21 protein-coding genes are annotated in these 25,438 nt (G+C 49.8%); 12 read left to right on the forward strand and 9 right to left on the reverse strand.

Annotated elements, in window-relative coordinates; translation table 11 throughout:
- Positions 1–18: 18 nt before the first annotated feature.
- Both MTCT_RS06975 and MTCT_RS06980 read right to left on the reverse strand, forming a co-directional pair.
- Positions 19–714, reverse strand: a complete 696-nt coding sequence (locus tag MTCT_RS06975; RefSeq protein ID WP_052457403.1) for an HAD family hydrolase — start codon at positions 712–714, stop codon at positions 19–21.
- On the reverse strand, positions 711–1,994 hold the full coding sequence (locus MTCT_RS06980) for an amidohydrolase family protein (RefSeq protein ID WP_048176021.1): 1,284 nt from the start codon (positions 1,992–1,994) through the stop codon (positions 711–713). The genes MTCT_RS06975 and MTCT_RS06980 overlap by 4 nt, the downstream gene beginning before the upstream one ends.
- Positions 1,995–2,184: 190 nt before the next feature.
- Between MTCT_RS06980 and hisG the strand changes: the two genes are divergently transcribed.
- Together hisG and MTCT_RS06990 are read left to right on the forward strand one after the other, a co-directional pair.
- Positions 2,185–3,048: an ATP phosphoribosyltransferase gene (gene hisG / locus MTCT_RS06985; protein ID WP_048176022.1), complete on the forward strand. Its 864-nt coding sequence runs from the start codon at positions 2,185–2,187 to the stop codon at positions 3,046–3,048.
- A gap of 11 nt (positions 3,049–3,059) precedes the next feature.
- A complete protein-coding gene (locus MTCT_RS06990; protein ID WP_048176023.1) occupies positions 3,060–3,833 on the forward strand; it encodes a fumarylacetoacetate hydrolase family protein in 774 nt (257 codons plus the stop codon).
- A 517-nt stretch (positions 3,834–4,350) separates the two neighbouring features.
- On the opposite strand, the gene leuS is transcribed toward MTCT_RS06990, so the two are convergent.
- Genes leuS through MTCT_RS07005 form a run of 3 tightly spaced genes read right to left on the reverse strand, consistent with a single transcriptional unit; the run spans position 4,351 to position 8,283 of the window.
- On the reverse strand, positions 4,351–7,197 hold the full coding sequence (gene leuS, locus MTCT_RS06995) for a leucine--tRNA ligase (protein ID WP_048176024.1): 2,847 nt from the start codon (positions 7,195–7,197) through the stop codon (positions 4,351–4,353).
- Positions 7,178–7,495 (reverse strand): divalent-cation tolerance protein CutA, encoded by a 318-nt coding sequence (cutA, locus tag MTCT_RS07000; protein WP_010877119.1) that lies wholly within the window; start codon positions 7,493–7,495, stop codon positions 7,178–7,180. The genes leuS and cutA overlap by 20 nt, the downstream gene beginning before the upstream one ends.
- Complete coding sequence (locus MTCT_RS07005) at positions 7,483–8,283, reverse strand: NAD+ synthase (RefSeq protein WP_048061072.1); 801 nt, start codon at positions 8,281–8,283, stop codon at positions 7,483–7,485. Before MTCT_RS07005 ends, cutA begins: the two co-directional genes overlap by 13 nt.
- A 133-nt stretch (positions 8,284–8,416) precedes the next feature.
- Here MTCT_RS07005 and MTCT_RS07010 point away from each other — a divergent pair, with 133 nt between their 5' ends.
- Together MTCT_RS07010 and MTCT_RS07015 are read left to right on the forward strand one after the other, a co-directional pair.
- A complete protein-coding gene (locus MTCT_RS07010; RefSeq protein ID WP_010877121.1) occupies positions 8,417–9,391 on the forward strand; it encodes a TRC40/GET3/ArsA family transport-energizing ATPase in 975 nt (324 codons plus the stop codon).
- Between the two features lie 325 nt (positions 9,392–9,716).
- Entirely contained in the window at positions 9,717–10,742 is a 1,026-nt protein-coding gene (locus MTCT_RS07015) for a H(2)-dependent methylenetetrahydromethanopterin dehydrogenase-related protein (protein ID WP_048061073.1), read from the forward strand.
- A 141-nt stretch (positions 10,743–10,883) separates the two neighbouring features.
- On the opposite strand, the gene MTCT_RS07020 is transcribed toward MTCT_RS07015, so the two are convergent.
- Both MTCT_RS07020 and MTCT_RS07025 read right to left on the reverse strand, forming a co-directional pair.
- Positions 10,884–15,110, reverse strand: coding sequence for an SBBP repeat-containing protein (locus tag MTCT_RS07020; protein WP_048176026.1), 4,227 nt, complete (start codon positions 15,108–15,110; stop codon positions 10,884–10,886).
- Positions 15,111–15,420: 310 nt separating this feature from the next.
- Positions 15,421–16,044 (reverse strand): cobalt-precorrin-7 (C(5))-methyltransferase, encoded by a 624-nt coding sequence (locus MTCT_RS07025; protein ID WP_048176027.1) that lies wholly within the window; start codon positions 16,042–16,044, stop codon positions 15,421–15,423.
- Between the two features lie 134 nt (positions 16,045–16,178).
- Between MTCT_RS07025 and MTCT_RS07030 the strand changes: the two genes are divergently transcribed.
- The 4 genes from MTCT_RS07030 (at position 16,179) to MTCT_RS07040 (ending at position 20,561) form a co-directional block, all read left to right on the forward strand.
- On the forward strand, positions 16,179–17,369 hold the full coding sequence (locus MTCT_RS07030) for a redox-regulated ATPase YchF (RefSeq protein ID WP_048176029.1): 1,191 nt from the start codon (positions 16,179–16,181) through the stop codon (positions 17,367–17,369).
- A gap of 164 nt (positions 17,370–17,533) precedes the next feature.
- Positions 17,534–17,785: a cation-transporting P-type ATPase gene (locus MTCT_RS09520; protein ID WP_144245654.1), complete on the forward strand. Its 252-nt coding sequence runs from the start codon at positions 17,534–17,536 to the stop codon at positions 17,783–17,785.
- A complete protein-coding gene (locus MTCT_RS07035; protein WP_144245655.1) occupies positions 17,785–20,253 on the forward strand; it encodes a cation-transporting P-type ATPase in 2,469 nt (822 codons plus the stop codon). The genes MTCT_RS09520 and MTCT_RS07035 overlap by 1 nt, the downstream gene beginning before the upstream one ends.
- 5 nt (positions 20,254–20,258) lie before the next feature.
- Positions 20,259–20,561: a hypothetical protein gene (locus MTCT_RS07040; RefSeq protein ID WP_048176031.1), complete on the forward strand. Its 303-nt coding sequence runs from the start codon at positions 20,259–20,261 to the stop codon at positions 20,559–20,561.
- On the opposite strand, the gene MTCT_RS07045 is transcribed toward MTCT_RS07040, so the two are convergent.
- Complete coding sequence (locus tag MTCT_RS07045) at positions 20,534–20,920, reverse strand: hypothetical protein (RefSeq protein WP_048176032.1); 387 nt, start codon at positions 20,918–20,920, stop codon at positions 20,534–20,536. The two genes, MTCT_RS07040 and MTCT_RS07045, sit on opposite strands and share 28 nt — an antisense overlap.
- A gap of 125 nt (positions 20,921–21,045) precedes the next feature.
- Between MTCT_RS07045 and MTCT_RS07050 the strand changes: the two genes are divergently transcribed.
- Both MTCT_RS07050 and mthK read left to right on the forward strand, forming a co-directional pair.
- Positions 21,046–21,321 carry a hypothetical protein gene (locus tag MTCT_RS07050; RefSeq protein WP_144245656.1) on the forward strand — a complete coding sequence of 92 codons (276 nt, stop codon included), beginning with the start codon at positions 21,046–21,048 and terminating at the stop codon, positions 21,319–21,321.
- A 102-nt stretch (positions 21,322–21,423) separates the two neighbouring features.
- Positions 21,424–22,434 carry a calcium-gated potassium channel MthK gene (gene mthK / locus MTCT_RS07055; RefSeq protein WP_048176036.1) on the forward strand — a complete coding sequence of 337 codons (1,011 nt, stop codon included), beginning with the start codon at positions 21,424–21,426 and terminating at the stop codon, positions 22,432–22,434.
- A 13-nt stretch (positions 22,435–22,447) separates the two neighbouring features.
- Here mthK and sfsA read toward each other — a convergent pair whose 3' ends face one another.
- Positions 22,448–23,170, reverse strand: coding sequence for a DNA/RNA nuclease SfsA (gene sfsA / locus MTCT_RS07060; protein ID WP_048176037.1), 723 nt, complete (start codon positions 23,168–23,170; stop codon positions 22,448–22,450).
- A gap of 181 nt (positions 23,171–23,351) precedes the next feature.
- Here sfsA and cfbD point away from each other — a divergent pair, with 181 nt between their 5' ends.
- On the forward strand, positions 23,352–24,431 hold the full coding sequence (gene cfbD / locus MTCT_RS07065; protein ID WP_048176038.1) for a Ni-sirohydrochlorin a,c-diamide reductive cyclase catalytic subunit: 1,080 nt from the start codon (positions 23,352–23,354) through the stop codon (positions 24,429–24,431).
- Positions 24,431–25,435 (forward strand): sugar phosphate nucleotidyltransferase, encoded by a 1,005-nt coding sequence (locus MTCT_RS07070; protein WP_048176040.1) that lies wholly within the window; start codon positions 24,431–24,433, stop codon positions 25,433–25,435. Before cfbD ends, MTCT_RS07070 begins: the two co-directional genes overlap by 1 nt.
- Positions 25,436–25,438 lie beyond the last annotated feature (3 nt).

Consider the following 25,438-nt stretch of genomic DNA (forward strand, 5'->3'; position numbering starts at 1 on the left):
CCTTAAACATAGGTCAGCTCATATGATCTGCTGCCGATGATCATCTGCAATTATCTTCAGCACGGTATCCCGGAGTTCAGGTTTTCTGTAATCAGGGAATACATGGCGGGCCCCTGCCGCCATCAGGGCCCGATCACTGTACCTTCCTGCGGATATGCCGATGTTAACAGCCCCAACATGGTCACCAGCCCTCATGTCATGGGGAGTGTCTCCGAAAAGCACGGTACTCCCGGTTGCACCGATCCTGAGACCCCTTCTAACCGCAATCTCTGTTAGCTTATTCCTGTCAGGACTGTCACTACCAAACCCCCCGAAGGAAAAGTAACCTGCAATACCTGCCCTTTCGAGCTTCATGAATGCTATTTCCCTCAGGTTGCCTGTAACAAGGCCCATAGGTACATCCATGGATTTAAGGAAACTCAGGAAGTCCTCCACGCCATCTATGAGTTCTATATTCTCTTCATTTATGTTATGTTTCACGTATTCTCTGAGTTCCCGGAGGAATCTGGGCAGCTGACCCTCTATCTCTTCACCTTCAAGGCCCCTGAGGAGGAGGACCTCCTCTGCTATCACAGGGTCTGTCTTTCCGTGGTAGTCTATGAGCTCCACGCCGGCATCAACACCATAGACCTCCCTGAAGGCGTGCCTGAAGGCATTCTCATGGGCGGAAGACCGGTGTATCAGGGTCTTATCAACATCAAAGAGGGCCATCATCCTGTTAGCTCCGCGGCAGCTGCTTCTGCGAGTTCCATCACATATTTCTCCTCCAGGACCTCCAGTTCTCCATCCATCAGGAGAATCCTCCCATCGCATATAACGGTGTCCACATCGGCCCCTGAGGCAGAATATACTGTGTGTGACGGAGGGTTTCTCCAGGGAGTCAGGTGGGGCCTCCTGGTGTTAAGTATGACGATGTCAGCGAGCTTACCAGGGGCTATAAGACCGGCGTCGATTCCAAGGGCCCTGGCACCGTTGAGTGTGGCCATACCGAACACATCCATGGCTGGAAGCGCTGTAGGGTCTTCAAGGTTCACCTTCTGGAGCAGTGAGGCTGTTTTCATCTCCTGGAACATGTCAAGGTTGTTGTTTGATGCGGCGCCATCGGTTCCCAGTGAAACGTTAACACCCCTCTGGAGGAGCCGGGCGACCGGGGATACTCCCGATGCAAGTTTCATGTTACTTGAGGGGTTGTGTGAGACCTTCACATCTCTCTCTGCAAGTATATCAATCTCCCAGTCCTTCAGCCACACGCAGTGGGCAGCCACGGTCCGTGGGCCCAGCACACCAACCTCATCAAGGTACTCCACAGGGGTCATTCCATGGGACCTGGAGACTTCACTGACCTCATTCTCTGTCTCTGAGACATGTATATGTATCATGAGATCATTTTTATCGGCCAGGGCAGCTGTCTCTTTAAGGAGTTCCTCTGAGCACGTGTAGGGGCTGTGAGGGCCAAGCGCAACCCTTATGCGGTCATCTGCCATCCCATGACATTCCTTTATTATCCTGCGGCTCTCCCTCAGTTCGGCAGTCATCTTTTCAGTGTCTCCCAGGTCTATCATACCGTGGCTTATGACGCACCTGAGGCCTGCCTCCTCCACGGCACGTGCAACGTGGTCCATGTAGAAGTACATGTCGTTGAAGGAGGTTGTACCTGATCTTATCATCTCGATACATCCCAGCAGGGCTCCGGCGTAGCAGTAATCCCCGTTGAGCCGGGTCTCGGCAGGCCATATGTGATCGTTCAGCCACCTGTCAAGGGGTAGGTCATCTGCAATCCCCCTGAAGAGTGTCATTGAGAGGTGAGTGTGTGTGTTCACAAGTCCAGGGATCAGGAGCTTGCCTGTTCCGTCAATAACGGTGTCAGCATCCCCCGGGCTGAGGGTGTTCGAGACATCAGCTATCCTGTTATCCTCAATGAGGACGGATCCCCGCCGGATTCCCCCCGCATCAAGGATCTCTGGACCGGTTATCAGTATGCTTTCATTATCCATGGAACCACCTTATAACTTATAAGTTCTAACTTATAATCCGGTCAGGGACCGGACTCCAAACCTATTATATAGGTTTCCTGAAAGAGATATAAGTTAATCTCCAGTGAAGAATGATAGATCCTGCAGATGAATGAATAAACCCTGCAGGAGCTTAATGTAAAATAAATTTAACCAGTCATCGAGGGATTGAATGAAGATAAGAATAGCGGTTCCCTCCAAGGGAAGGATAAGCGAGCCTGCAATAAGGTTACTTGAAAATGCGGGTGTCGGCCTTAAGGATACTGTTAACAGGAAATTATTCTCAAAGACACAGCACCCCCAGATTGAGGTAATGTTCAGCAGAGCAGCGGACATACCTGAATTCGTTGCCGACGGTGCCGCTGACCTGGGGATCACCGGCTATGACCTCATAGTTGAAAGGGGAAGTGACGTTGAAATCCTGGAGGACCTCAAATACGGGAGGGCCAGCCTGGTTCTTGCAGCCCCTGAGGACTCCACCATCAGGGGCCCGGAGGACATACCTCAGGGTGCAGTTATAGCCACAGAGTTCCCGGGGATAACAGAGAACTATCTCAGGGAGCACGGTATAGATGCGGAGGTTGTTGAACTCACAGGATCAACAGAGATAGCGCCCTTCATTGGAGTCGCTGACCTCATAACAGACCTCAGCAGCACAGGGACAACCCTCAGGATGAACCACCTCCGGGTAATCGACACCATCCTCGAAAGTTCGGTTAAGCTCATAGCAAACAGGGAAAGCTACGCCACCAAATCAGGGATAATAGAGGAACTCAGAACAGGGATACGCGGAGTCATAGATGCCGAGGGGAAGAGACTGGTGATGCTTAACATCGACCGCAAAAACCTTGACAGGGTCAGGGCCCTGATGCCCGGGATGACAGGCCCCACGGTCTCAGAGGTGCTCTCAGATAACGGGGTTGTGGCAGTACACGCAGTGGTGGATGAAAAGGAGGTCTTCAACCTCATAAACAGGCTCAAGGCGGTGGGGGCAAGGGATATACTTGTTGTGCCCATTGAGAGGATAATACCCTGAGGGTGAGTGAATTGAAATTCCTGAGGTTCATGAAGGATGGAAGGCTCCTTCACGGGTTCACAGAGAACAGAAGAATATTGGAGATCCGGAAGGAGGAATACCTCTCAGATAACCCTGAGGTCATTGCTGAACATTCACTGGATGATGTGAGGATACTACCACCGGTATCCCCATCCAAGGTAGTCTGTGTGGGCCTCAACTACAGGGACCATGCCGCTGAACTTGGAATGGACATCCCTGATGAACCGATCATCTTCCTTAAACCGCCGACAACCGTGATAGGTCATGGGGACACAGTGATATATCCTGAGATGTCCTCAGAGGTTGACTATGAGGTTGAACTTGCAGCCGTCGTATCAGAGAGGGCCCGGAGGGTTGACTCCTCGGCGGCATCTGAGTTCATAGCAGGCTACACTGTCCTCAATGATGTAACTGCAAGGGACCTGCAGAGGAGGGACGGTCAGTGGACACGTGCAAAGAGTTTTGACACCTTCTGCCCGATAGGACCTGTAATAGAGACTGATGTAACTCCGGATAATCTTGATATATCCCTGAAACTCAATGGGGAGGTCAGACAGTCCTCAAACACGTCCAACATGATATTCACGGTCCACGAGCTCCTTGAGTTCATATCCCATGTCATGACACTGGAGCCAGGGGACGTCATAGCAACTGGCACACCCCCTGGTGTGGGCCAGATGGTACCGGGGGACACCGTGAGGGCCACCGTTGAGGGTGTGGGGACCCTTGTGAACCGGGTTGAAAGGTCTGTGTGGATGGATTGAGGATTTTATCGACCATTGAGAAAGATTCTTTTTTTCATAATTTTTCAGAGAAAAGAGATGTGTCTTGATATTCCTTTGAGTAAGGTTTCTCATTCATATGTTTGCAGAGAAAAGAGATGTGTCTTGATATTCCTTTGAGTAAGGTTTCTCATTCATATGTTTGCAGAGAAAAGAGATGTGTCTTGATATTCCTTTGAGTAAGGTTTCTCATTCATATGTTTGCAGAGAAAAGAGATGTGTCTTGATATTCCTTTGAGTAAGGTTTCTCATTCATATGTTTGCAGAGAAAAGAGATGTGTCTTGATATTCCTTTGAGTAAGGTTTCTCATTCATATGTTTGCAGAGAAAAGAGATGTGTCTTGATATTCCTTTGAGTAAGGTTTCTCATTCATATGTTTGCAGAGAAAAGAGATGTGTCTTGATATTCCTTTGAGTAAGGTTTCTCATTCATATGTTTGCAGAGAAAAGAGAAAAAATGGGTCTGGATTTATACTCTAGGAAAAGAGCTGTCTGAGGATCATTCAAGGTATATGGCTGGCTTCAGGGGAACGGCATTCACAGCCTTGTTTTCAGGGTCATAGTCTGGTTTGCTGTGTATCACAACCCTGGCTCCAACCTCTGATTCAATGTAATCAGATGCATCCATGAGTACGCTGTACTCGTCTATCACCGTAACCTCTGATTTACCAAGGTCCCTGATGATCCTCCTTACAAATTCAGCAACCTCCTTCATGTTATCATGGACGCCCTCAGCTGAAACCCTTCCCATTATGGAGCCCATATCTAGTTTTCCTACCTCTGCTGCGACCCTTAGCACATCCCATTTCCATTTTGGTGAGGTGTATATGTGGACCCTCTCCGGGGTGGATCCAAGGATCTTCATGATTTCCTGAATGTCTCTAACGGTATTCTGGACCATCTCCTCTGCAACCTGCACATCCCTGCTCTCTGCATCATCTGAGAAGTCAGGCCATGGAGCTTCTGCTACAAAACCCTCACCACCATACCTCTCCCACATCTCCTCAGCAGTGTAGGGTATGAATGGAGCCATGAGCCTTATCCAGGCGTGCAGAACGTTTGCAAGGACAGATTTAACCTCATCATCAACTCTACCCTCAACACGCTTAAGGTAGTGGTCAACATCCTTTTTAAGGAGATAGAGTGCCTCCTGAACTGCCTTTCTTGTCTGGAATGATTCAAGGGCCCTTGTGGCTTCACGTATCCTCTGGTTCAGCTGACCCATCATCCACCTTCCAATGAAGCTTTCAGGTTCAGCTGGAGTAACCTCACTGAGGACTGGCCTACCATCCAGGATACCTGAGACCCTCTCTCCGAATTCCCTGAACCATTCAATCCTCCTGCGGGTCCCGATGACCTCACTCTCCCTCCAGTCAAAGTCCTGCCATGGCTCTGCTGAGGACATGAGGAAGAGCCGCACCACGTCTGCACCGTGCTTCTCGATGGCATCCCTCAGGAGTATGACGTTGCCCTTGGAGGATGACATCTTGTTGCCCTCAAGAAGGCCCATACCAAAGACCACAGCCCCCCGGGGCCACCCTGACTCAGGGAATATGGCTGAGTGGTGGAATATATGGAATGTCAGGTGATTGCCTATGAGGTCCTTTGCAGAGAGCCTCCAGTCAAGGGGGTACCAGTACCGGAATTCCTCCCTGAGATCCTCAAAGGTTCCTGAATCATCTAGGAATATGGCATCAAAGAACTCATCGTCCATCTCCCCGGCATCCATCTCCCTGAGGCGGTGTGCGATGGTGTAATATGCCATGTAGATTGTTGAGTCTGTGAGGGGTTCGATGATCCACCTCTCATCCCAGGGCAGCCTTGTTCCAAGGCCTATCCTCCTTGAACATGCCCAGTCATTGAGCCAGTCGATGTAGTATTCAAAGTTGGCCCGGACCTCCTCGGGTATTATCTTCATGCCATCGAGGCACCTGTGGGCGAGGTCCTTCCAGGCGTCATCAGAGTACTTCATGAACCACTGGTCCTCCATGACCCTCACAACGCACCTGCCACCGCAGCGGCATATAACAGGTCGCTCAGCGAATTCATACATCTCATCTGCAAGGCCCTGGTCCTTCAGTTCATCAGCGATGACCTCACGGGCCTCAGAGACCTTCATACCACCATAGACAGGGATGTGGCTGCTCATAACACCCCTCGCATGCTCGATCTTGTATAGCTCCCCGGTGGCATCCTCAAGGCGGGGGTCCTCCTGGTTTCTGACACCAAATTTCTCTATAACCTCGGCCGCCGGGAACTCACCGTAGCCATCCACTGCTATGACATTCACGGGCTCAATATCAGCAACCACATCCTCAAGACCGTACCTTTCAAGGAGTTCATGGTCTGTCCTGAGGTCCTCAAGGGCTATGAAGTCTGCAGGGGCATGTGCAGGGACAGAGAACACAACACCTGTGGCATATTCAGGGTCAACGAAGGAAGCCGGGAGTATGGGGTGTTCCTGGCCCGTCACAGGATTCTCCACGCACATCCCTATCAGGTCCCCGGGGTTGACGTCACCGGAAACCTTGAGGTCCAGTTTCTGGTGTGAAAGATTATCCACGGCAGCCCTGCTTATTATCCACTCCTCACCACCTGTTTCAACCCTCACATAATCCTCATCAGGGTTCAGCCAGAGGTTGGTGGCCCCATAGATTGTCTCGGGCCTGAAGGTGGCTGCGACCAGGTATGAGTCTCCAAGTTTGAATTTGAGGAGTGTGAGCTGGTTTATGGCAACCCCCTCACCCTCAAGGAGGTCATGGTCACCCACAGGGTTTTCACATTCAGGGCAGTACTTAACAGGATGGGCGCCCTTCCTTACGAGGCCAAGGTCCCTCAGCTTCCTTATCTGCCACTGTATGAACCTGCTGTAGGTGGGATCCGTGGTTTTGAATTCACGCCTCCAGTCGATGGAGTAGCCCATATCCTCCATAACAGACCGGTATTCCCTGCTGAAGTATTCAACTATGTACTCAGGGTCACTGAAACGTTCAAGCTCATCCTCGGGGACCCTGTGGACCTCCCTGTAGATTTTGAGGGTCCAGGGATCCTTCCTCTGAATCCTCCGCGCTATCCCTATGACAGGGGCCCCTGTGACATGCCAGGCCATGGGAAACAGGACGTTGTAGCCCTGCATCCTCTTGAACCGTGCATAGACATCAGGGACAGTGTAGGTCCTCCCGTGTCCTATGTGCATCGCACCACTGGGGTAGGGGTAAGCGACTGTGAGGAATATCTTTTCTCTGTCATCAGGGTCAGCCTGAAATATGCCAGCATCTCTCCATCTATCACGCCATTTTCTTTCAATATCCACTGAATCACCGCCATCATGGCCTTTTAACTTCATCATCTAACCATTCAAGGTAATCACGAGATCCCCCGGTTATGGGAATTGATATTATGCATGGATTATCATAACTATGTAGTTCCCTGACTCTTTTAATTATTTGCGGGGTCAGTTCATGGGACGTTTTAACAATGAGGGCTGACTCTTCATCCTCCTCCATGCTTCCCTCCCAGTGATAGATGGACCTTATGGAGGGGATTATATTAACACAGGCAGCGAGTCTCTCCTCAACAAGTTTACGTCCGATGGATGCTGATTCATCCACTGAGGATGCTGTTATGTAGATCAGTGTGAACACTCCATCACCTCCCAGATATCCGGGACCTCAGGGGGTTTCAGTTTATGCTCCGATCCCTTAACCATACTGGCAATCCTTTCAACCTCTGAGGGTGGCAGTGATAGGGTGGATGCGACCTCCTCCACCGGGAGCTTCCTGTCAACCAGGAGGCAGAGGAGTTCATCCAGTAGATCGTACTTCATGCCGAGTTCCTCCTCATCGGTCTGGCCGTGCCAGAGGCCGGCTGTGGGAGGTTTTTTTATTATCTCAGGGGGAACACCCAGCCTCCCCGCAAGTTCACGGACCTGTCCCTTGTACAGTCCTCCGATGGGTAGCATATCAACTCCACCATCACCGTACTTGGTGAAGTAACCCAGAAGTAGCTCGGTCCGGTTACCGGTACCTGCCACGAGCCGGTTCAGGGAGTTGGCATGGTAGTAGAGGATCACCATGCGGGCCCTTGGTTTAAGGTTTGCCAGTGCCAGTTCATTCGCATTGTGGCTGCAGAGCCCAGTGAGGGATTCTATGATGGGGTCAATGTCTATGGTTTCACTCTCAATTCCAAGTTCATCTGCAACGGTCCTGGCATGTCTCAGATCATCCCTGGGGGTAGTACTGGATGGCATGATTAGCCCGAGGACCCTGTCAGGTCCCAGAGCATTAACTGCAAGGTATGCTACTGTGCTTGAGTCCACACCACCACTGAGCCCCAGCACCACACCGCTGGCTCCACTCTCAGCCACCTTCTGCCTTATGAAATCCTCTATTACCGATACCACTTCAGAACAAAGCCCGGGAACACACTTCATGGAACCACTCTCATCAAACAGCAATGGTTAAAAGTAAGTAGGGTATATTTTATATAACTATCAAAAGAGGTAGAAAAACTTATATCAGTGATGCTGATCTTGGATCGATGATTAATTTTACAGGAGGAGTATAATGGCATTTAAGGATCTCTTCAAGTTCAATAAGGGCAAAACAACATTTGTATTCATAGGTGGAAAGGGAGGAGTTGGTAAGACAACCATATCGGCTGCAACAGCCCTCTGGATGGCAAGGTCAGGTAAAAAGACCCTGGTGATCTCAACTGACCCTGCACACTCACTTTCAGATTCACTGGAGAGGGAGATAGGCCACACCCCCACAAAGATAACCGAGAACCTCTATGCGGTTGAGATAGACCCTGAGGTTGCAATGGAGGAGTACCAGGCAAAACTTCAGGAACAGGCTGCAATGAACCCTGGCATGGGCCTGGATATGCTCCAGGACCAGATGGACATGGCATCAATGTCCCCGGGTATCGATGAGGCTGCGGCCTTCGACCAGTTCCTGAGGTACATGACAACCGATGAATACGACATCGTTATCTTTGACACGGCACCAACCGGTCACACCCTCCGCCTCCTATCCTTCCCTGAAATAATGGACTCATGGGTCGGGAAGATGATAAAGATAAGGAGGCAGATAGGAAGCATGGCCAAGGCCTTCAAGAACATACTCCCATTCATGGGTGATGAGGAAGAGGAGGACAGGGCGCTGCAGGACATGGAGGCCACCAAGAAGCAGATAAACGCTGCAAGGGAGGTCATGTCAGACCCTGAGAGGACATCCTTCAAGATGGTTGTCATCCCTGAGGAGATGTCCATCTACGAGTCAGAGAGGGCAATGAAGGCCCTCGAGAAGTACAGTATCCACGCCGACGGCGTAATAGTGAACCAGGTCCTCCCGGAGGAGAGCGACTGCGAGTTCTGTAATGCCCGCAGAAAACTCCAGCAGGAGAGGCTTAAGCAGATCCGGGAGAAATTCAGTGATAAGGTGGTTGCAGAGGTCCCGCTTCTCAAGAAGGAGGCAAAGGGTATTGAAACCCTGGAGAAGATAGCAGAGCAGCTTTACGGCGAACCCGAGCCAGAATAGATCCCTTAAATTTTTTATGATCAGTACATTGAGCACCTGATTTTTCCTCTTTTTACCACCTTTAAGGCCACTGTATTATAGAATCACCATCTTTTATTAAAAAATTTTCCATCTCAGATGTCATTATTTCAATTTATATCATATTTAAGACCTTTAAATCTTAATATGGAATTTAAATGGGAGTATATCAAATTTTAAAATAATTTTTGACTTCTTAATGTATTTTAGGATGCTGGGGGCTCCTAATTTTTTCAAAGAAAAAAATGCCAAAATTTATAATATTCATTCAAATTACTTAACAATATATTAATGTTAGGTGAGCACTATGAAAGTTGCAGTTTATGGCGCGGGTAACCAGAAACTTTATGTGGACCAGCTGAACTTGCCTGAAAAATATGGGGGTGAGGCACCCTACGGTGGAAGCAGAATGGCAATTGAATTTGCAGAGGCCGGACATGACGTTGTACTGGCAGAACCAGCAAGGGATATGCTGGATGATGCACACTGGAAGGTGGTTGAGGATGCAGGGGTCACAGTAACAGACAACGATGCAGAGGCAGCCAGTGAGGCTGAAATAGCAGTACTCTTCACACCCTTCGGTAAGAAGACCTTTGAGATAGCAAAGAACATAACAAATCACCTGCCAGAGGGGGCTGTCATAGCAAACACCTGTACGGTCTCACCTGTGGTACTCTACTACGTACTTGAAAGGGAGCTTAGAAGGGATCGTAAGGACCTGGGTATAGCATCAATGCACCCTGCAGCCGTCCCTGGTACACCACAGCACGGCCACTATGTCATAGGGGGTCACTCAAGCAGTGAACTTGACATAGCAACAGATGAACAGATATCAAGATGCGTTGAACTCGCTGAAAGCTGCGGTAAGGTAGCCTATGTTGTACCAGCCGACGTATCAAGTGCAGTTGCAGATATGGGGTCACTTGTTACAGCGGTCACACTTTCAGGTGTCCTTGACTACTACTATGTGGGTACACAGATAATCAGGGCCCCCAAGGAGATGGTTGAAAAGCAGATCCTCATGACACTCCAGACCATAGCTTCACTCGTTGAAACCTCAGGTGTTAATGGAATGCTCAAGGCCATGAACCCTGAACTCCTTGTGAGGAGCGCTAAATCAATGCACCTCCTTGAGGAGCAGGAGGAACTGGATGCAGCACTCAACACCCTATCAGACCTTGATGATGAGGTAAATAAATGGATAGAGAAGGGTGAGATCAGGCACACGGATCTGGTTGCTGCACAGGCCCTTGCAAAGGAGATAAAGAACCTCATGGGTGGAAAGGCTGCCGAGGGTACAATAAGGCGCTGCATGAGGAAGATGTTTGAATAATAATTTTTCCTTATCTTATTTTGTGCAACAAATTTTTTTGAGACCAATTCGGCAGCTGATTTTTGCAATGATTTGATGTTATCCAGAATAAGTTTTTAGTAGAAGCTCTGAATCGATGTTTTAATCCAAAAAATAAAAAGATCAGGTGACGGTTATTCTCATATTAACCGCCCTGAAGGTCTTTTTTATGTACACGTACCTGTAACCCCTTATGGTGTTGCTGTAGTTGAGCGTTGCTGATAGTGTGTCGGCTCTGAAGGTCTCTGAGAGTTTTATGGTCCTGGTGTACCTGCTCGGGTTGTAGATCTTCCTCGTTGTCACTATACTTGCATCGTATGGGTAGTATCCGATGGTTGCTGAGTAGCTTCTGCCGGGTTTCAGTGTGAACTTGAATGTCCGGTATCCAAGTTTTGCACCGGTTGATGAATAAACCGTCACATAGTATGTCACTGTGGTGGTGTACTTTCCTGTATTTCTGAATGTGAAGGAGTATTTTCTTCTGGCCGGGTTAACGTATACTGTGCTGTTCCTGAGGTTACCCAGACTGAAGGTGTAGACACCGGGTCCGGATAGGTACTGCTGGAAGTTTATGTTTCCTCTCTCCCCGGGTCCGAGTCTGATGGTTTCGTTCCTTATGAGTGACCCGTTTAGGTAGAATGGTATGCTGAATTCCCCTTCAAGGTCACCACTGTTTTCAATCTCTGCACTGACATTTGCGTTCACTGACCCCACAGCGCTTCCCGGTGTAACACTGAATGATCTTATCTCAAGTGTGGCTGGTTTCAGTGCGTTCACATTGATGCCTGGCGGATTATCTATCCACACCGTGTGGTTGCCCCTCTGCGTTATATTGTATGTGAATGACACTGTGACATCCCCACCGGCAGGCACGTTAACGGTCCTGTTCTGGACATTCACACCGTCAATGTAGAGCCTTGCGGTGTAGTTACCGGCAATGTCTCCGATGTTTGTCACCCTTACAGATGCATTGACTCTGAGGGGTATGACTCCGGTGGATGGTGAAACAGTTAGACTGTCAACAATGAAGGTTGCGGGTCTTAGAACCCTCACTGTGACCGGGGAAAGGGAATTGACAGTCACCTGGTGCTCACCTGGTTCACTGATATCCGCTGTGAAGCTAACAAGCACTGAACCCGGACCTGTGACCCTAACGGTCCTGTTCTGGACATTCACACCGTCAATGTAGAGCCCTGCAGTGTAGTTTCCAGACCCCTCCTCAGTGGTGCTTACAAGGGCCGTGACTATTATCCTGTGTGGTGAAACACCGGTGAGTGGTGTGGCACTGAGGTTTGAGATTGCAGGTTCACTGAGTACCCTCACATCAAGTGGGGTTAGAGATCCTATTCCAGCCAGGTATATTCCGGGATTGTCTATGGTGTGATTAAATGCCACCTGGACGCTTCTACCGGCCCCAACTGTAACATTCTTCTCATCCACAGCCAGACCGTTGATGTAGAGGACTGCAGTGTAATTCCCGTCAACCTCGCCGGTGTTCCTGGCAGTAGCAGTGGCTGTTATGGTAAGAGGGCTGAAACCTGAGGATGGTGTCACGCGCAGATCTGAGAGGGTTATGCTGGCAGGTCTAAGGACACGCACGATTTTACTGAACTCATTGATTCCCACAGTATGGTTTCCAGGGGTTAGAAGTGTCCCCATGGCGATCTCCCTTGTTTCGCCCGGACTGAGACTCACAATGTTCTCCTGCACGACCACACCATCAACCATTAGCCTTGCAGTGAAACCTATAACCAGGTCGTGGGGATTTGTCACGTTCAGGGACGCCCTTACACTTAATGGGGCCGGGCCTGTCACAGGCGTGACATTGAACCCTGTGATCGTTGGATCAGGCTCAAGGACCCTGATAGTCACATCAGTGCCTGAGTTCAAACGCAGACGGTATTCGCCTGGAAAGGTGAGCTCCTTTCTGAATGAAACCAGCACCGAACTCTTACCAGGGACACTGACGGTTCTGGTTTCCCAGGCTACATCATCAAGGTAGAGCGTCACTGCGAAATCACCTGCTAGGTCACCGTTGTTCCTTACTATTGCAGTGACAGTCACGTTGAGTGGTGATTTGCCCTCCACCGGCGAAACTGTAACATTGGATAGTGTGAAGTTGGCCTCACTGAGGACCCTGACGGTTCCTGAGACATTATTGTTGAGTGATATCGTGTAGAATCCTCTATCAGGAAGGAGTATGCTGGTGCTGAAGGGTACCGTGCTTTCACCTGGAATATTGAGGACCTCCGTGTGATCGGGAACACCGTTGACGTATATGGTGGCTGTGTAACTCCTTGGATTTGAATCGATATTGGTGATCATGGCGCTGACCGTAACCGTCAGTGGTGCTGCTCCGCTCTGGGGTGTCAGTGTGAAGTTTTCTATGTAGAACTTCTCCCCCTCCATGACATAGACCAGCTCGGGTTCAAGGTCGTTTATGGTGATCTCATATAGGCCTGCTGCAAGGGTCCTGTTGAAGGATACGGTGGTCCTGCTGCTGGCGTTCACCGTGACATCCCTGCTGTCAACGAGCACCCCGTCAATGTAAAGTTCTGCTGTGTAGCTGTCTGGAAGGTCGCCGTAGTTTACAAGGTCAGCTGTCACATTCACCTTCAGGGGCTCCTGGCCACCTGATGGTGTCACCCGGAGGTTCTCAGGGATTATCAGAGGCCCGAGGAATACCCTCACAGTTGCTGGTGGGAAGTTGTTCACACCCACAGAATATGCCCTGCTGTTTCTCAGGGTGTATTCAAACTCGAAGGGCACTGTTTCCAGTGAACCAACCTCGACCCACTTTCCAGCGGTCCTGTAACCGTTTATGTAGAGGTCAAGTCTGTACCACCCTGTGGAATCACCGTAGTTGGTTATGTTACCTGTAAGGGTTACTGTGAGGGGTCCTGTCCCGTTGAGGGGCGTCACGCTGATGTTGCTTATTATGAATGGCGTGAATCTTGTAAGGAAACCATCTGAAAGTCCTGTGAGATTCTTTTTGCAGGCATCTGGAGTTACCGTGAAATTTGAGGACCAGGTTTTCCCTGCAACATAGATGTTCTGGTACCTGTCAACCGCCACACCATAGCCCTGGTCAGCCTCAATGCCCCCCAGGTAGGAGCTGTAGAGGACGCCTTTCGGGATGCTGAATTTCATAACGAAGGCATCCACACCACTTAAGGAACTGTCGTATGCTCCGGGTGTTAAGGGGAAGTTATCTGATCCTGTCCAACCTGTGAGGTAGAGGTTTCCAAGGATGTCCTGTGTGATATCGTTTATTGAGTCGTCTCCGCGACCACCGAGGTAGGTTGAGTATTCCACTGAGTAGTCATTGAATACCATGATGAAACCGTCACTGGAGCCGTTCCTTATTTTCTGGTAGGCGTTTAATGTCACAGGGAAGTCAGATGAATTGGTTTTACCTGCGAGGTAAATCCTGGAGTCCCGGGATATAATTGAATAACAGAAATCCGGTCCTGAACCTCCAAGGTAGGTTGAATAATCACAATTCAGGTCTGGAGTGAATCTTGATAGAAATATATCGGTGGTTCCCCTTTTATCACCGGATATGGCATCAAATGTCACTGGAAAGTCATCTGAGTAGGTGTATCCCGTAATGTATATGTTACCTGCATAGTCAATGGCGATCCCCTGGCAGTAGTCGTCCCATGATCCCCCAAAGTATCTTAGATTGACAGGATTGAGGTCCTGGTCGAACCTGGCAAGAAATGCATCGTATCCACCATGATAGGTCCAGTCTGTCAGTGGAGTTGCGTTTGGGTTGGTCCCCGGCACTATAACTGTACCCCCACCCAGCTCGGATACATTGAGGACGGTTGAAATCGTGTAGCCACTGACGTAAATGTTGCCCTCATAATCGATGGCAAGGCCCTTTGCAACGTCATAGCCTGAGCCGCCAATGTATACCCTCTTAACTTCTTTGCCTGAGGGGTCTATTTTTGATATGAAGGCATCCGCAACCTTCAGACCGTCATGGTTTATCTCGCCCACAACGTAGGCGTATCCATCTCCATCTGCAACTATTCTGTGGCCCCAGTCGTCTCCTGATGTGTCAGTTAATATTGTATGGTATATGACTTCTCTTGTCACGTTAAATTTGGTGACGAATACATCCTTGGATCCGTTTACATGTGTAGATCCGGTCACATAGATGTACCCTGAGTCGTCCACATAGACGTCACGTGCCTCATCAACGACTTTGTCACCAAGGTAGGTTGAATAGTCCACTGTATAGTTTGATTCTGCAGCTACTGTACCCTGCAGTATCAGTAGGAGGAATATGGTGCAAAACAGAATAGAAAACCTTTTATATAGGTCTATTTTATCACCTCCCAAAGGTGAACTTTATTCTCACAGTTATAATGAATATAATTTACGGTTTGATCTTGAAATTAAGAAATTATGTTTACACTTCAAAAAAATAAACCAGGTGTTTTCATGAAGTTATACAATAAGAGGGACAATCTAAAAAGGATTTTTATTAATAGAGGAGTATTCAGTATTAATCGGCCTCAGAAACCATCCAGAGCATCAGCAGCTGAAAATTCGTTATATACAATCACGGCTCCGGTGGCAGAGTATTTCAGCTGACGTGTCGTTTTCAGGATATCAGAGAAGGGGATGGAATTAGAGGTAAATGAATGATTCAGAGGACAACGAGGATGGACATGTAACTGAATTCAGATTCACTCACATCCCTCAGTGTTGATTTCAGGACCCTCTCATCGGGATAGCTGAGCCTTTCACAGACAGCAACCCTCCTTTCAGGGTCAAGACCGCATTCAATGAGGAATGCTGCTGTCTTTGATGGATTCCTTGAGGGCAGGATTATGGTTGGCCTCCCATTATCAATTACATCCAGGATCCCCTCCTCGCCACGTCCATGAAGGGTGATGACATCTGCATCGTCCCAGGGTATCAGCAGCCTCGCTGCACATAGCTGGATTGAGCTGATTCCAGGCACCACCTTCACCCTCACCGGAAGTCCACGGGAGGATATTATCCTTTTCAATGGTTTGAGGACCCCTGAAAATCCAGGGTCACCTGTGGAGAGCACGGAGACCTCCATGGCGATTGCAAGTTCAGCAGCCCTTCCTAACTTCTCATCCATATCCCTGGCACCGAGGACCACGGTTTTTCTGGCGGATGGAAAAAGTTCAAGGGCCCTGCGACTTCCAAATACAACTTCTGATTTCATAACTGCATTCATTGCAGCGGGTGTGATGTAATCCGGCGATCCTGGACCTATCCCCACGATGTTCAGAGTCATAAAATTACCCCTATTCCATCAAATCAGCACGGAGGCAGATATTCACTGGGTCTCAGCAATCTCTCCATTAAAGAGAGTGTCCCATACCAACATTTTATTATAATATCCCGGCACTACTTATTAATGTGATAACAATGATCCAGATTGCAGTCACAGGAAAACCCAACGTTGGAAAATCATCATTCTTCAATGCAGCCACCCTATCTGAGGCCGAGGTTGCATCATATCCCTTCACAACAATCGATGCCAACCATGCAGTGGCCTATGCATCCTGCAGATGCCCCTGCAGGGAACTTGGAGTTGAATGCAACCCCCGGAACTCCCGGTGCATCAATGGTGTCAGACTAATACCAGTGGAGCTCATAGACGTCGCCGGCCTGGTACCAGGGGCCCATGAGGGGAGGGGCCTCGGGAACAAGTTCCTTGATGACCTCAGACAGGCGAGGGCATTTCTCCACGTCATAGACGCCTCAGGTTCCACCGATGAGGAGGGGAGACCCGTTGAAGCAGGAAGCCACGACCCCCTGGAGGACGTTGAGTTCCTGGAGGAGGAGATAACCATGTGGCTCTACGGGATCCTCGAAAGGAACTGGGAGAGGCTCCTCAGAAAGGCTGCTTCAGAGAAGCTCGACATGAACCGAATCATACATGAACAGCTCTCAGGCACCGGAATAACACCTGAGGACATCATTGAGGCATCAAGAAAGGTGGATGCCGATGTTTATTCATGGGGGAAGGATGAGCTTCTGCAGTTCCTTGATGAGCTCCTCAGAATAGCAAAGCCAATGCTCATAGTTGCAAATAAGGCGGACCTTCCCTCAGCCAGTGAGAATATTGAGCGCCTGAAGGATGCCTACCCCCACGTGGTACCCGCATCTGCAGAGGCTGAACTGGCCCTCAGAAGGGCAGCAGAGGCGGGTTTAATCAGTTACACCCCCGGTGGCAGTGAATTTGAGATCATCGATGAAGCAAAGCTCACAGATAAACAGAGGGCGGCCCTTGAGTACATACGTGAAAATGTCCTGGAGGTTTACGGGAGCACAGGTGTCCAGGAGGCCATCAACAGGGCCGTATTTGATCTTCTGGACATGATAGTTGTCTTCCCTGTTGAGGATGAGCACAGATTCACTGACCAGAAGGGGAATGTGCTCCCAGACGCAATCCTTGTACCGCGGGGCTCCAGTCCAAGGGACCTCGCCTACCTGATACACACGGAGATAGGTGACTCCTTCCTCCATGCGGTGGATGCCAGAAAGGGTATGAGGGTCGCATCCGACCATGAACTGGAGGATGGGGACATAATAAGCATCATCTGCAGCAGATAGTTTCATAGGATATCACATTAATTTAATAACATGAGTGGTGCATTTCAAGTGTAAGTCCCCTTGATGAAGCTGGTGGCTGTGCAACCACAAGGGTATGGGATGATAGTATTACATTAATTTAATAATGAGGGTGGTGCGTTTCAAGTGTAAATGTGGTGTGAACCATGACAGCCATATATGAACTTGAAGTGGAGGAGGTCCTGCAGAGGCTTGAAACATCAGAATCAGGCCTGGACCCCCAGGAGGCGGAAAAACGCCTCAAGATTCACGGCCCCAACAAACTTGAGGAGGTCAAAAGAAGACCACTCATCCTGCTTTTTCTATCAAACCTCTACAACGTACTTGCGCTGCTGCTCTGGATCGCAGCCATACTGTCCTTCATACAGGCAATTACCAGCTCGCAGTCGCCATTGTAATGGTTATAATCATAAACGCACTCTTCAGTTTCTGGCAGGAATATGAGGCTGAAAAGGCAGCAGAGGCCCTTAAAAACATTCTGCCTGTGATGGTTAAGGTCATAAGGGCCTCAAAGGAGGTCCTGATACCCGCGGCTGATGTCGTGCACGGGGACGTCATAATCCTTGAGGAGGGGGACACCGTCCCGGCCGACGCAAGGATCCTTGAATCACACAACCTGAGGGTGGATGCATCAGCACTGACAGGAGAATCAAAACCTGTGAGAAAGGTATCACACCCGGTCAGGGAGGCTGATAACTACATAGACACAGAGAACATTCTCTTTGCAGGCACCCAGGTGACTTCAGGTACAGGAAGGGCCGCCGTGTTTGCAACCGGCAGGGACACCGAGTTCAGCAGGATAGCGGCACTCACACAGGAGGTGCGTGAGGAGCCCAGCCCTCTCCAGCGACAGATATCCCTGGCCGCAAGGATCATAGGGGCCCTGGCGGTTGCCATGGGTGTCATCCTCTTCCTGGTGAACCTTTACATAGTCAGACTCCCCCTTGAAACAGCATTCATATTCGCAATTGGTTTGATGGTTGCAAACGTCCCGGAGGGCCTTCTCCCGAGCGTCACACTCTCACTTGCGGCCTCCGCAAGGAAGATGGCCCGGGAAAACGCCCTTGTGAAGAGACTTTCCAGTGTGGAGACACTGGGATCAACGACAATCATATGCACAGATAAGACAGGGACCCTCACAAGGGGTGAGATGACGGTCAGGAAAATATGGATCCCCCATAAGGTCATCGAGGTCACAGGGTCAGGTTACAGACCAGAGGGTCAGTTCCTCTTCAGGGGGGAACCAGTGAGCCACAGGGACATGGCCGAGCTGAAGCTGCTCATGAGGGCAGCCACCTTCTGCAACGATTCGGCCCTCATACACGAGGAAGGTGAATGGAGTGTGCTGGGTGATTCAACCGAGGGCGCCCTCCTTGTTGCAGCCGAGAAACTGGGCTTTGATGCTGAGGCAGAACTCGAAGCGATGCCCAGGATAACAGAGCTCCCCTTTGACTCCAGGCGGAAATCAATGACCTCAATCCATGAGAAATCAGGGAAGAGGGTGGCCTACGTCAAGGGAGCGCCAAAGAAGATAATAGGATTATCGGAACGCATTTCTGTGGATGGGAGGGTCAGAGCCCTACATGAAGATGAGAAGGAAAGGATAATAGGCATACATGATGAAATGGCCTCGAAGGGTCTCCGTGTACTTGCCTTCGCATACCGGGAACTCCCAGAGGACCTTGAAGTCAGGGACCCCGGTGAGGTTGAGAGGGACCTTATACTGGTGGGCATGGCAGCCATGTATGATCCACCAAGGGAGGGGGTTAAGGAGGCTGTGGAGCACTGCAAGACTGCAGGTATAAGGATCATGATGATAACAGGCGACTATGGTCTCACAGCAGAGGCCATAGCCAGGGAGATCGGGATAGTGGAGGGTGAGTGCAGAATAATCAAGGGAAAGGAGCTGGATAAGCTCAAAGACACCGAACTCAGGGGTATACTGGCCAGGGAGAGGAACCTTATATTCGCAAGGGCTGTCCCTGAACATAAGATGAGGATAGCATCTGTCCTGGAGGACTCAGATGAGATCGTTGCCATGACAGGTGACGGTGTTAACGATGCACCCGCCCTCAGGAAGGCAGATATAGGTGTTGCCATGGGGAGCGGCACCGATGTTGCAAAGGAGGCAGCAGACATAGTCCTTGCAGATGACAACTTTGCAAGTATCGTGACCGCGGTCAGGGAGGGTCGTACGGTCTATGAGAATATAAGGAAGTTCATAACCTACATATTTTCTCATGAGACAGCTGAGATAGTCCCATTTATCATGATGGTTCTCTTCAGCATACCCCTCCCAATAACCATAATGCAGATACTCGCAATAGACCTTGGAACAGACACCCTACCGGCCCTGGCCCTTGGAAGATCCCCACCGGAGTCTGATGTGATGAAACTGCCACCGAGACCCCCCTCAGAGAGGCTCCTTAACAGGGAGGTCATCCTGAGGGGTTACCTGTTCACAGGAACAATTGAGGCAGCCCTCATCATGGCAGCATACTTCCTGGTTCTCTATTCAGGGGGATGGCTTCCAGGACAGGAACTTTCAGCCAGCGATCCCCTCTACATGAGGGCCACCACGGCGGTCTTTGCAGGTATAGTCATGGCACAGCTGGGCAATCTTCTCTCCTCACAGACCCTCCGTTCATCAGCACTTGAGGTGGGCCTCCTGAGGAACAGGTGGATACCGGCAGGTATGGTCTTTGCAATCTCGGTGATGCTCCTTGTTATCTATCTGCCACCACTGCAGCCCATCTTCGGCACATCCCCACCCGGAATCCGGGAGTGGTTCATCCTGATATTCTTCACACCCATCGTCTTTCTGACCGATGAGATGAGGAAGTTCATACAGAGGAGGCTGGCCTGAACATCATGGATTCTGGGATACTAATTTATCAGGGCCAGGAGTATGGAAGGGACCAGGATGAGAAGAATAAAAAAGAAAGGAGGAGGTCAGCGGAGGAGTGGGTCATCCTCAAAAGGCAAATCTACAGGTTAGCTGTGGAGGCTGGCTGGCCCCTCGAGTACATACTGGAGATGCCATACTCCTCCTTCACGGAGTGCCTGCTATCCTTCCAGGACCCACCCCGGCAGGGGCCAGCAGTGAGGGATGTTGAAGCGGAACTGGATAGGCTAAAAGAACTCAACTACAAGAGTGTGCGGCTCAGGACATAGTAGATTATGGCTAGAGGGATGACCACAATAGCAGCCGATGTATAGCAGTAGATGAGTAATATACCTATAAAGTAGAGCCCTGCGATGACTGCAATGACCTTAATCTTACGGGGGGCATCATCGAAGGATGTGTCCTTCCCATTGAACCATAGTATCGCGGCTAAACCAAAAGAGATCCATATGGGTTCTGAATGTCCTATGAGGGCGAAGGGGAGGGAAATCAATCCCACCGCAAGGGCTAGTTTCCTCAACTCAGTTTCCTTTGTTAGTTTTCCGCCGCATTCGCAGGTGTAATCATCAGGGTCCTCCCCATCATTTAGGGTGTAGGTTTCCCCGCATTCCTCACATTTCACCTTCATAGTAGAGTATTATGTCTGAAGAATTATGTAATCCTTACGGGGAGTTGTATGGTTGATCATACAGGGATACTAATTTATAGGGCCCGGAATGAACTATGATTAATTAAAGAAATGGAGGTGCTGGTATGAGATGGTTAGCTCTTCTCATGCTCATGATATTTGTGGCGGGTTCATCGATAGGGACCTGCATGGCCCACTCAGGGGATCCCCTGAAACCAGCCATGACGGGTAAGGCTGGCGGGGGGTTTAAGAGTTCATCAGGAAAACATATTGACCTCGACGACGATGATGATTCTGGTGGCGCTGATGATTCTGCAGGTGGGGACTGGCTATGGCTTCTTGTCCTTATCATTCTAATTGTTGTGATAGCTGTGCTGATTCTCCTCTATCTGAGGCGATGATAGACGAATGGCTGGTTGCGCATTCGCTGTTTACAGACAGTAACTGGATGCTGATGGGTGGTGGAATCTTTGACAGTGATTGATGAGTCCTGAGGGGATAGGATGGTCCTTGTAATTGAGATCATAAGAAAGCATCTTCCGAGGGTCTTAAAGGTCCCGGCCACGCGCATCCTCCTCCTTGTCCTTGCTGTGATCATCTACGGCACAGCAGGGTTCCATTTCATAGAGGGGGAGTCATGGACGGTTTCCCTCTACTGGACCTTTGTAACAATAGCAACCGTTGGTTACGGTGACTACAGTCCCTCAACGCCACTTGGAATGTACTTCACGGTAACCCTGATCGTATTTGGCATAGGAACCTTCGCGGTTGCAGTTGAAAGACTTTTAGAGTTCCTCATAAACAGGGAGCAGATGAAATTAATGGGGCTGATAGATGTGGCTAAATCAAGGCACGTGGTTATATGTGGCTGGAGTGAGAGCACACTGGAGTGCCTCAGGGAACTCCGGGGGAGCGAGGTTTTTGTACTTGCAGAGGATGAGAATGTAAGGAAGAAGGTCCTGAGGAGCGGGGCCAGCTTTGTCCATGGGGATCCCACGAGGATCTCTGACCTTGAAAAGGCCAATGTAAGGGGTGCAAGGGCAGTTATAGTTGACCTTGAATCTGATTCAGAGACCATACACTGCATACTTGGCATAAGGAAGATCGATGAATCAGTGAGGATCGTAGCCGAGGCTGAGAGATACGAGAACATTGAGCAGTTGAGGATGGCAGGGGCTGATCAGGTGATATCCCCCTTTGTCATATCAGGGAGGCTGATGTCGAGGAGCATCGATGACGGCTATGAGGCAATGTTTGTACAGGATGTACTCGCAGAGGAGTCCACAAGGAGGATGGTGGAAGTTCCGGTCCCCGCGGGGAGCAAACTTGAGGGAATCTCAGTTCTTGATGCCGACATCCATGAGGTGACGGGGGTTATCGTAATCGGAGTGGGACGTGGAGATGAACTCATAATAGATCCCCCCAGGGATTACTCCTTCAGGGCAGGGGATATAATACTGGGCATAGGAAAACCAGAGGAGATTGAAAGGTTGAAGGATTACATCGGGACCTGAACTTTCAGAGCCTTCAGGGCGATTCATCAGGCCAGAGTACGGATATTCTTCTGAGGGGATACACAAGGACGTTCCCATTGAGATCAGTGGCCATGGAGTGTGCTATTACATTCACACCCGCTTCATGGGCCCTTCTCAGTGCCGATGAAAATTCAGGATCCATCTCATGATTTGGGGAGAAAAAACGTGCCCCCTTACCGAATACAAGGAAGAGTACACTGCTGCGGTATTCCTCAGAGAGGGCATGTTCCAGTTCCTCAATGTGTCTCCTGCCCCTCTCTGTGGGCGCGTCAGGGAAAAGTGCAAGGTCTCTCCTGACAAGGGTGCAACCCTTAACCTCAACGAGCATCCTTTCATCTTCAGATGCCAGCAGAAAATCGATTCTGCTTCTACCGAAGCTGTATTCTCTTTTTTCTATCCTGAAACCCTGAAACTCATCCACGGCTGAGGACTCCATTACAATGGCGGCAAGGTCACTGTGGAAGCCCGAATTCACAAGTACCCACTCATCACCCCTCCTGAGGGCTATAACATCAAACTCTGTTTTCCGGTTTCCAGGGGGGGCCTTCCTCAGTATAATATCGTTTCCAGGTATCAGAAGTTCTCTGAGCCTCCCGGGATCCCTCAGGTGGGCCAGTCGCCTCTCACCATCCACATGAACAGCGACCGTGAACCTGTTGGGCCTTTCAATGTAGCTTCCCCTTATGGGGTTCTCTATGATCACAGCAACCATCATTATATATGTAAGCTTCTAAATGAATATTAATCAATCCATGGATATGAATCATGAGGAAGGACTTCTCATCCGGGGTCCCCCAATGCACCACTACAGACCCTTGAGGGTCGTTCTTGCAGGGATCCCGGGAACGACTGAGAGCCCATGTTTGCATCACTACAGACATTTGAGGTGAAGGAATTTGCATCCAAGACCCAGCCCAATAGCTGCATCACTTTACACACTCAGAGACCTTGACGCTGATGTGATAATCCTCCACGGCCCCCACGGCTGCTGCTTCAGGACAGGGAGACTCCTTGAAACTGACGGAGTCCGTGTTCTAACAACCGCGATGTCAGAGCAGGACTTCATCTTCGGGGCATCCGACAAACTCACAGAGACCCTCAGGAAGGCATATGAAATGTTCTCCCCCCAGCTTGTGGGTGTGGTGGGCACCTGTGCCAGCATGATAATCGGCGAGGACCTGAAGGAGGCTGTCCAGAGGGCCAGTATACCTGCAAGGGTCCTCGCCGTGGAATCCCATGGCGGCTTCGGGGAGGGTGATAACACCGAGGGTGCCATAATAGTCCTGGAGGCAGCTGCGGAGCAGGGTATAATCCCGGAAGAGGAGGCAAAGCACCAGATAAAGATGCTGAAACTCGCAACCGAAATTGAGAAGACAAGGGGCATGGCTCAGGGGGAATACATCCGCCCATCCTACGGTGATGATAAGGATGAGGTGGCTCTGAGGGTCCTTGAAGCCATAATGGAAGGTAGAAGGGTGGCATTTGTCCTCAATGCCAAGAAGGAGACATCCTATCTATTCGCTGACATCCTGACCCTGCCCTTCAGTTCACTGAACCCTGATAACCCCCCCATTATAATCGCGAATCTTGATAGGGATGTTGGTCTTCCAAGGATACGGAGGCATGCAGAGAGCATACTATCAGAGATAGAGAGGAGCGGTAACAGGGTGGATCACATAACAGGTGGCCTGGATGAGTACCCCATAACCGGTGCAAGGGCCGCAGAAATATTAAGGAATGAGAAAATAGAGTTTGCAGTGGTATCCGGAGTTCCCCATGCACTTCCAGTTGAGGAACTGAATATTGAATCAGTGGCAGTTACCGATGGACCCAGACTCGTGGAGCCACTGAGGGGACTTGGTTACACCCATGTGGTGGCCGAGCTGGATGCCCATGCAAGGACACTGGGACAGAGCAGCATAGTGGAATCTGATTTTGGAGATGCCCTTAGAAGAAACATTGAAAAGGTGATATGATGGCTGAAACAGTTGGAATGATACTCTGCGGGGGATTCGGGAAACGCCTGAGACCCCTCACCGAGAGAATACCAAAACCACTCATTGAGATAAAGGATGGCTACACAATTCTTGACAAGCAGCTCTTTGACCTCAAAAATGCAGGCATAAAAAGGGCTTACCTCCTCACAGGCTTCCTCGGGGAAAAGATAGAGGAGAGGTATGGTGATAACTACAAGGGACTCAGAATAGAGTATGTAAGGGAGGAGAAACCACTGGGAACACTTAACGCAATAAGGCTTGGCATGGAGGCCATAGATGGAGAGAAACAGTGCATAATAAGGAATGGGGATGTTGTGGCTGACCTCAATATAAAGAAGATGATACACCTGGGTGAGATGTCAGATTACCCCCTAACCATGTTCATAACCAGGATGCAGTCACCCTACGGCATAGTTGAAACCAGCGGTGATAAGATAGTGAACTTCAGGGAAAAACCCCTCCTTGACTATTACATCAACGCAGGGGTCTACTTCTCCAAGGGAAACCTCGACTTCGGCGACTTTGAGTCAGGCGACATCGAAAAGACACTCTTCCCCCTCATGGCAAAGGAGAACAAGTTGGGCTACTACAGGGAGGATGGTCTCTTCTGGATGGCCATCGACACCTCCAAAGAACTTGAGGAGATAAGGAAGGAGTACCGTAACCGGGAGGACAAGCCATGGGGCTATGAGAAGATCCTCATAAACACCGAGAAGTACCTCACAAAGGAGCTCTTCATAAGGGAGGGCTACCGCACATCATTCCATTACCATGAGGAGAAGGATGAGACCATGTACATAATCTCAGGCTCAGGTTACATAGAATTCGATAACCGGAAGGAGTACTTCAGCAAGAACGACACCATCCGCATAGAGCCGGGAGAAAGGCACTCCATAGTGGCGATGGAGAACACCATACTCCATGAGGTGTCAACACCACACCTCAACGACACCGTGAGGGTCCAGGATTACTATACAAGGTGAGCT

This window comes from Methanothermobacter sp. CaT2 (assembly GCF_000828575.1).
Taxonomy (GTDB): Archaea; Methanobacteriota; Methanobacteria; order Methanobacteriales; family Methanothermobacteraceae; genus Methanothermobacter.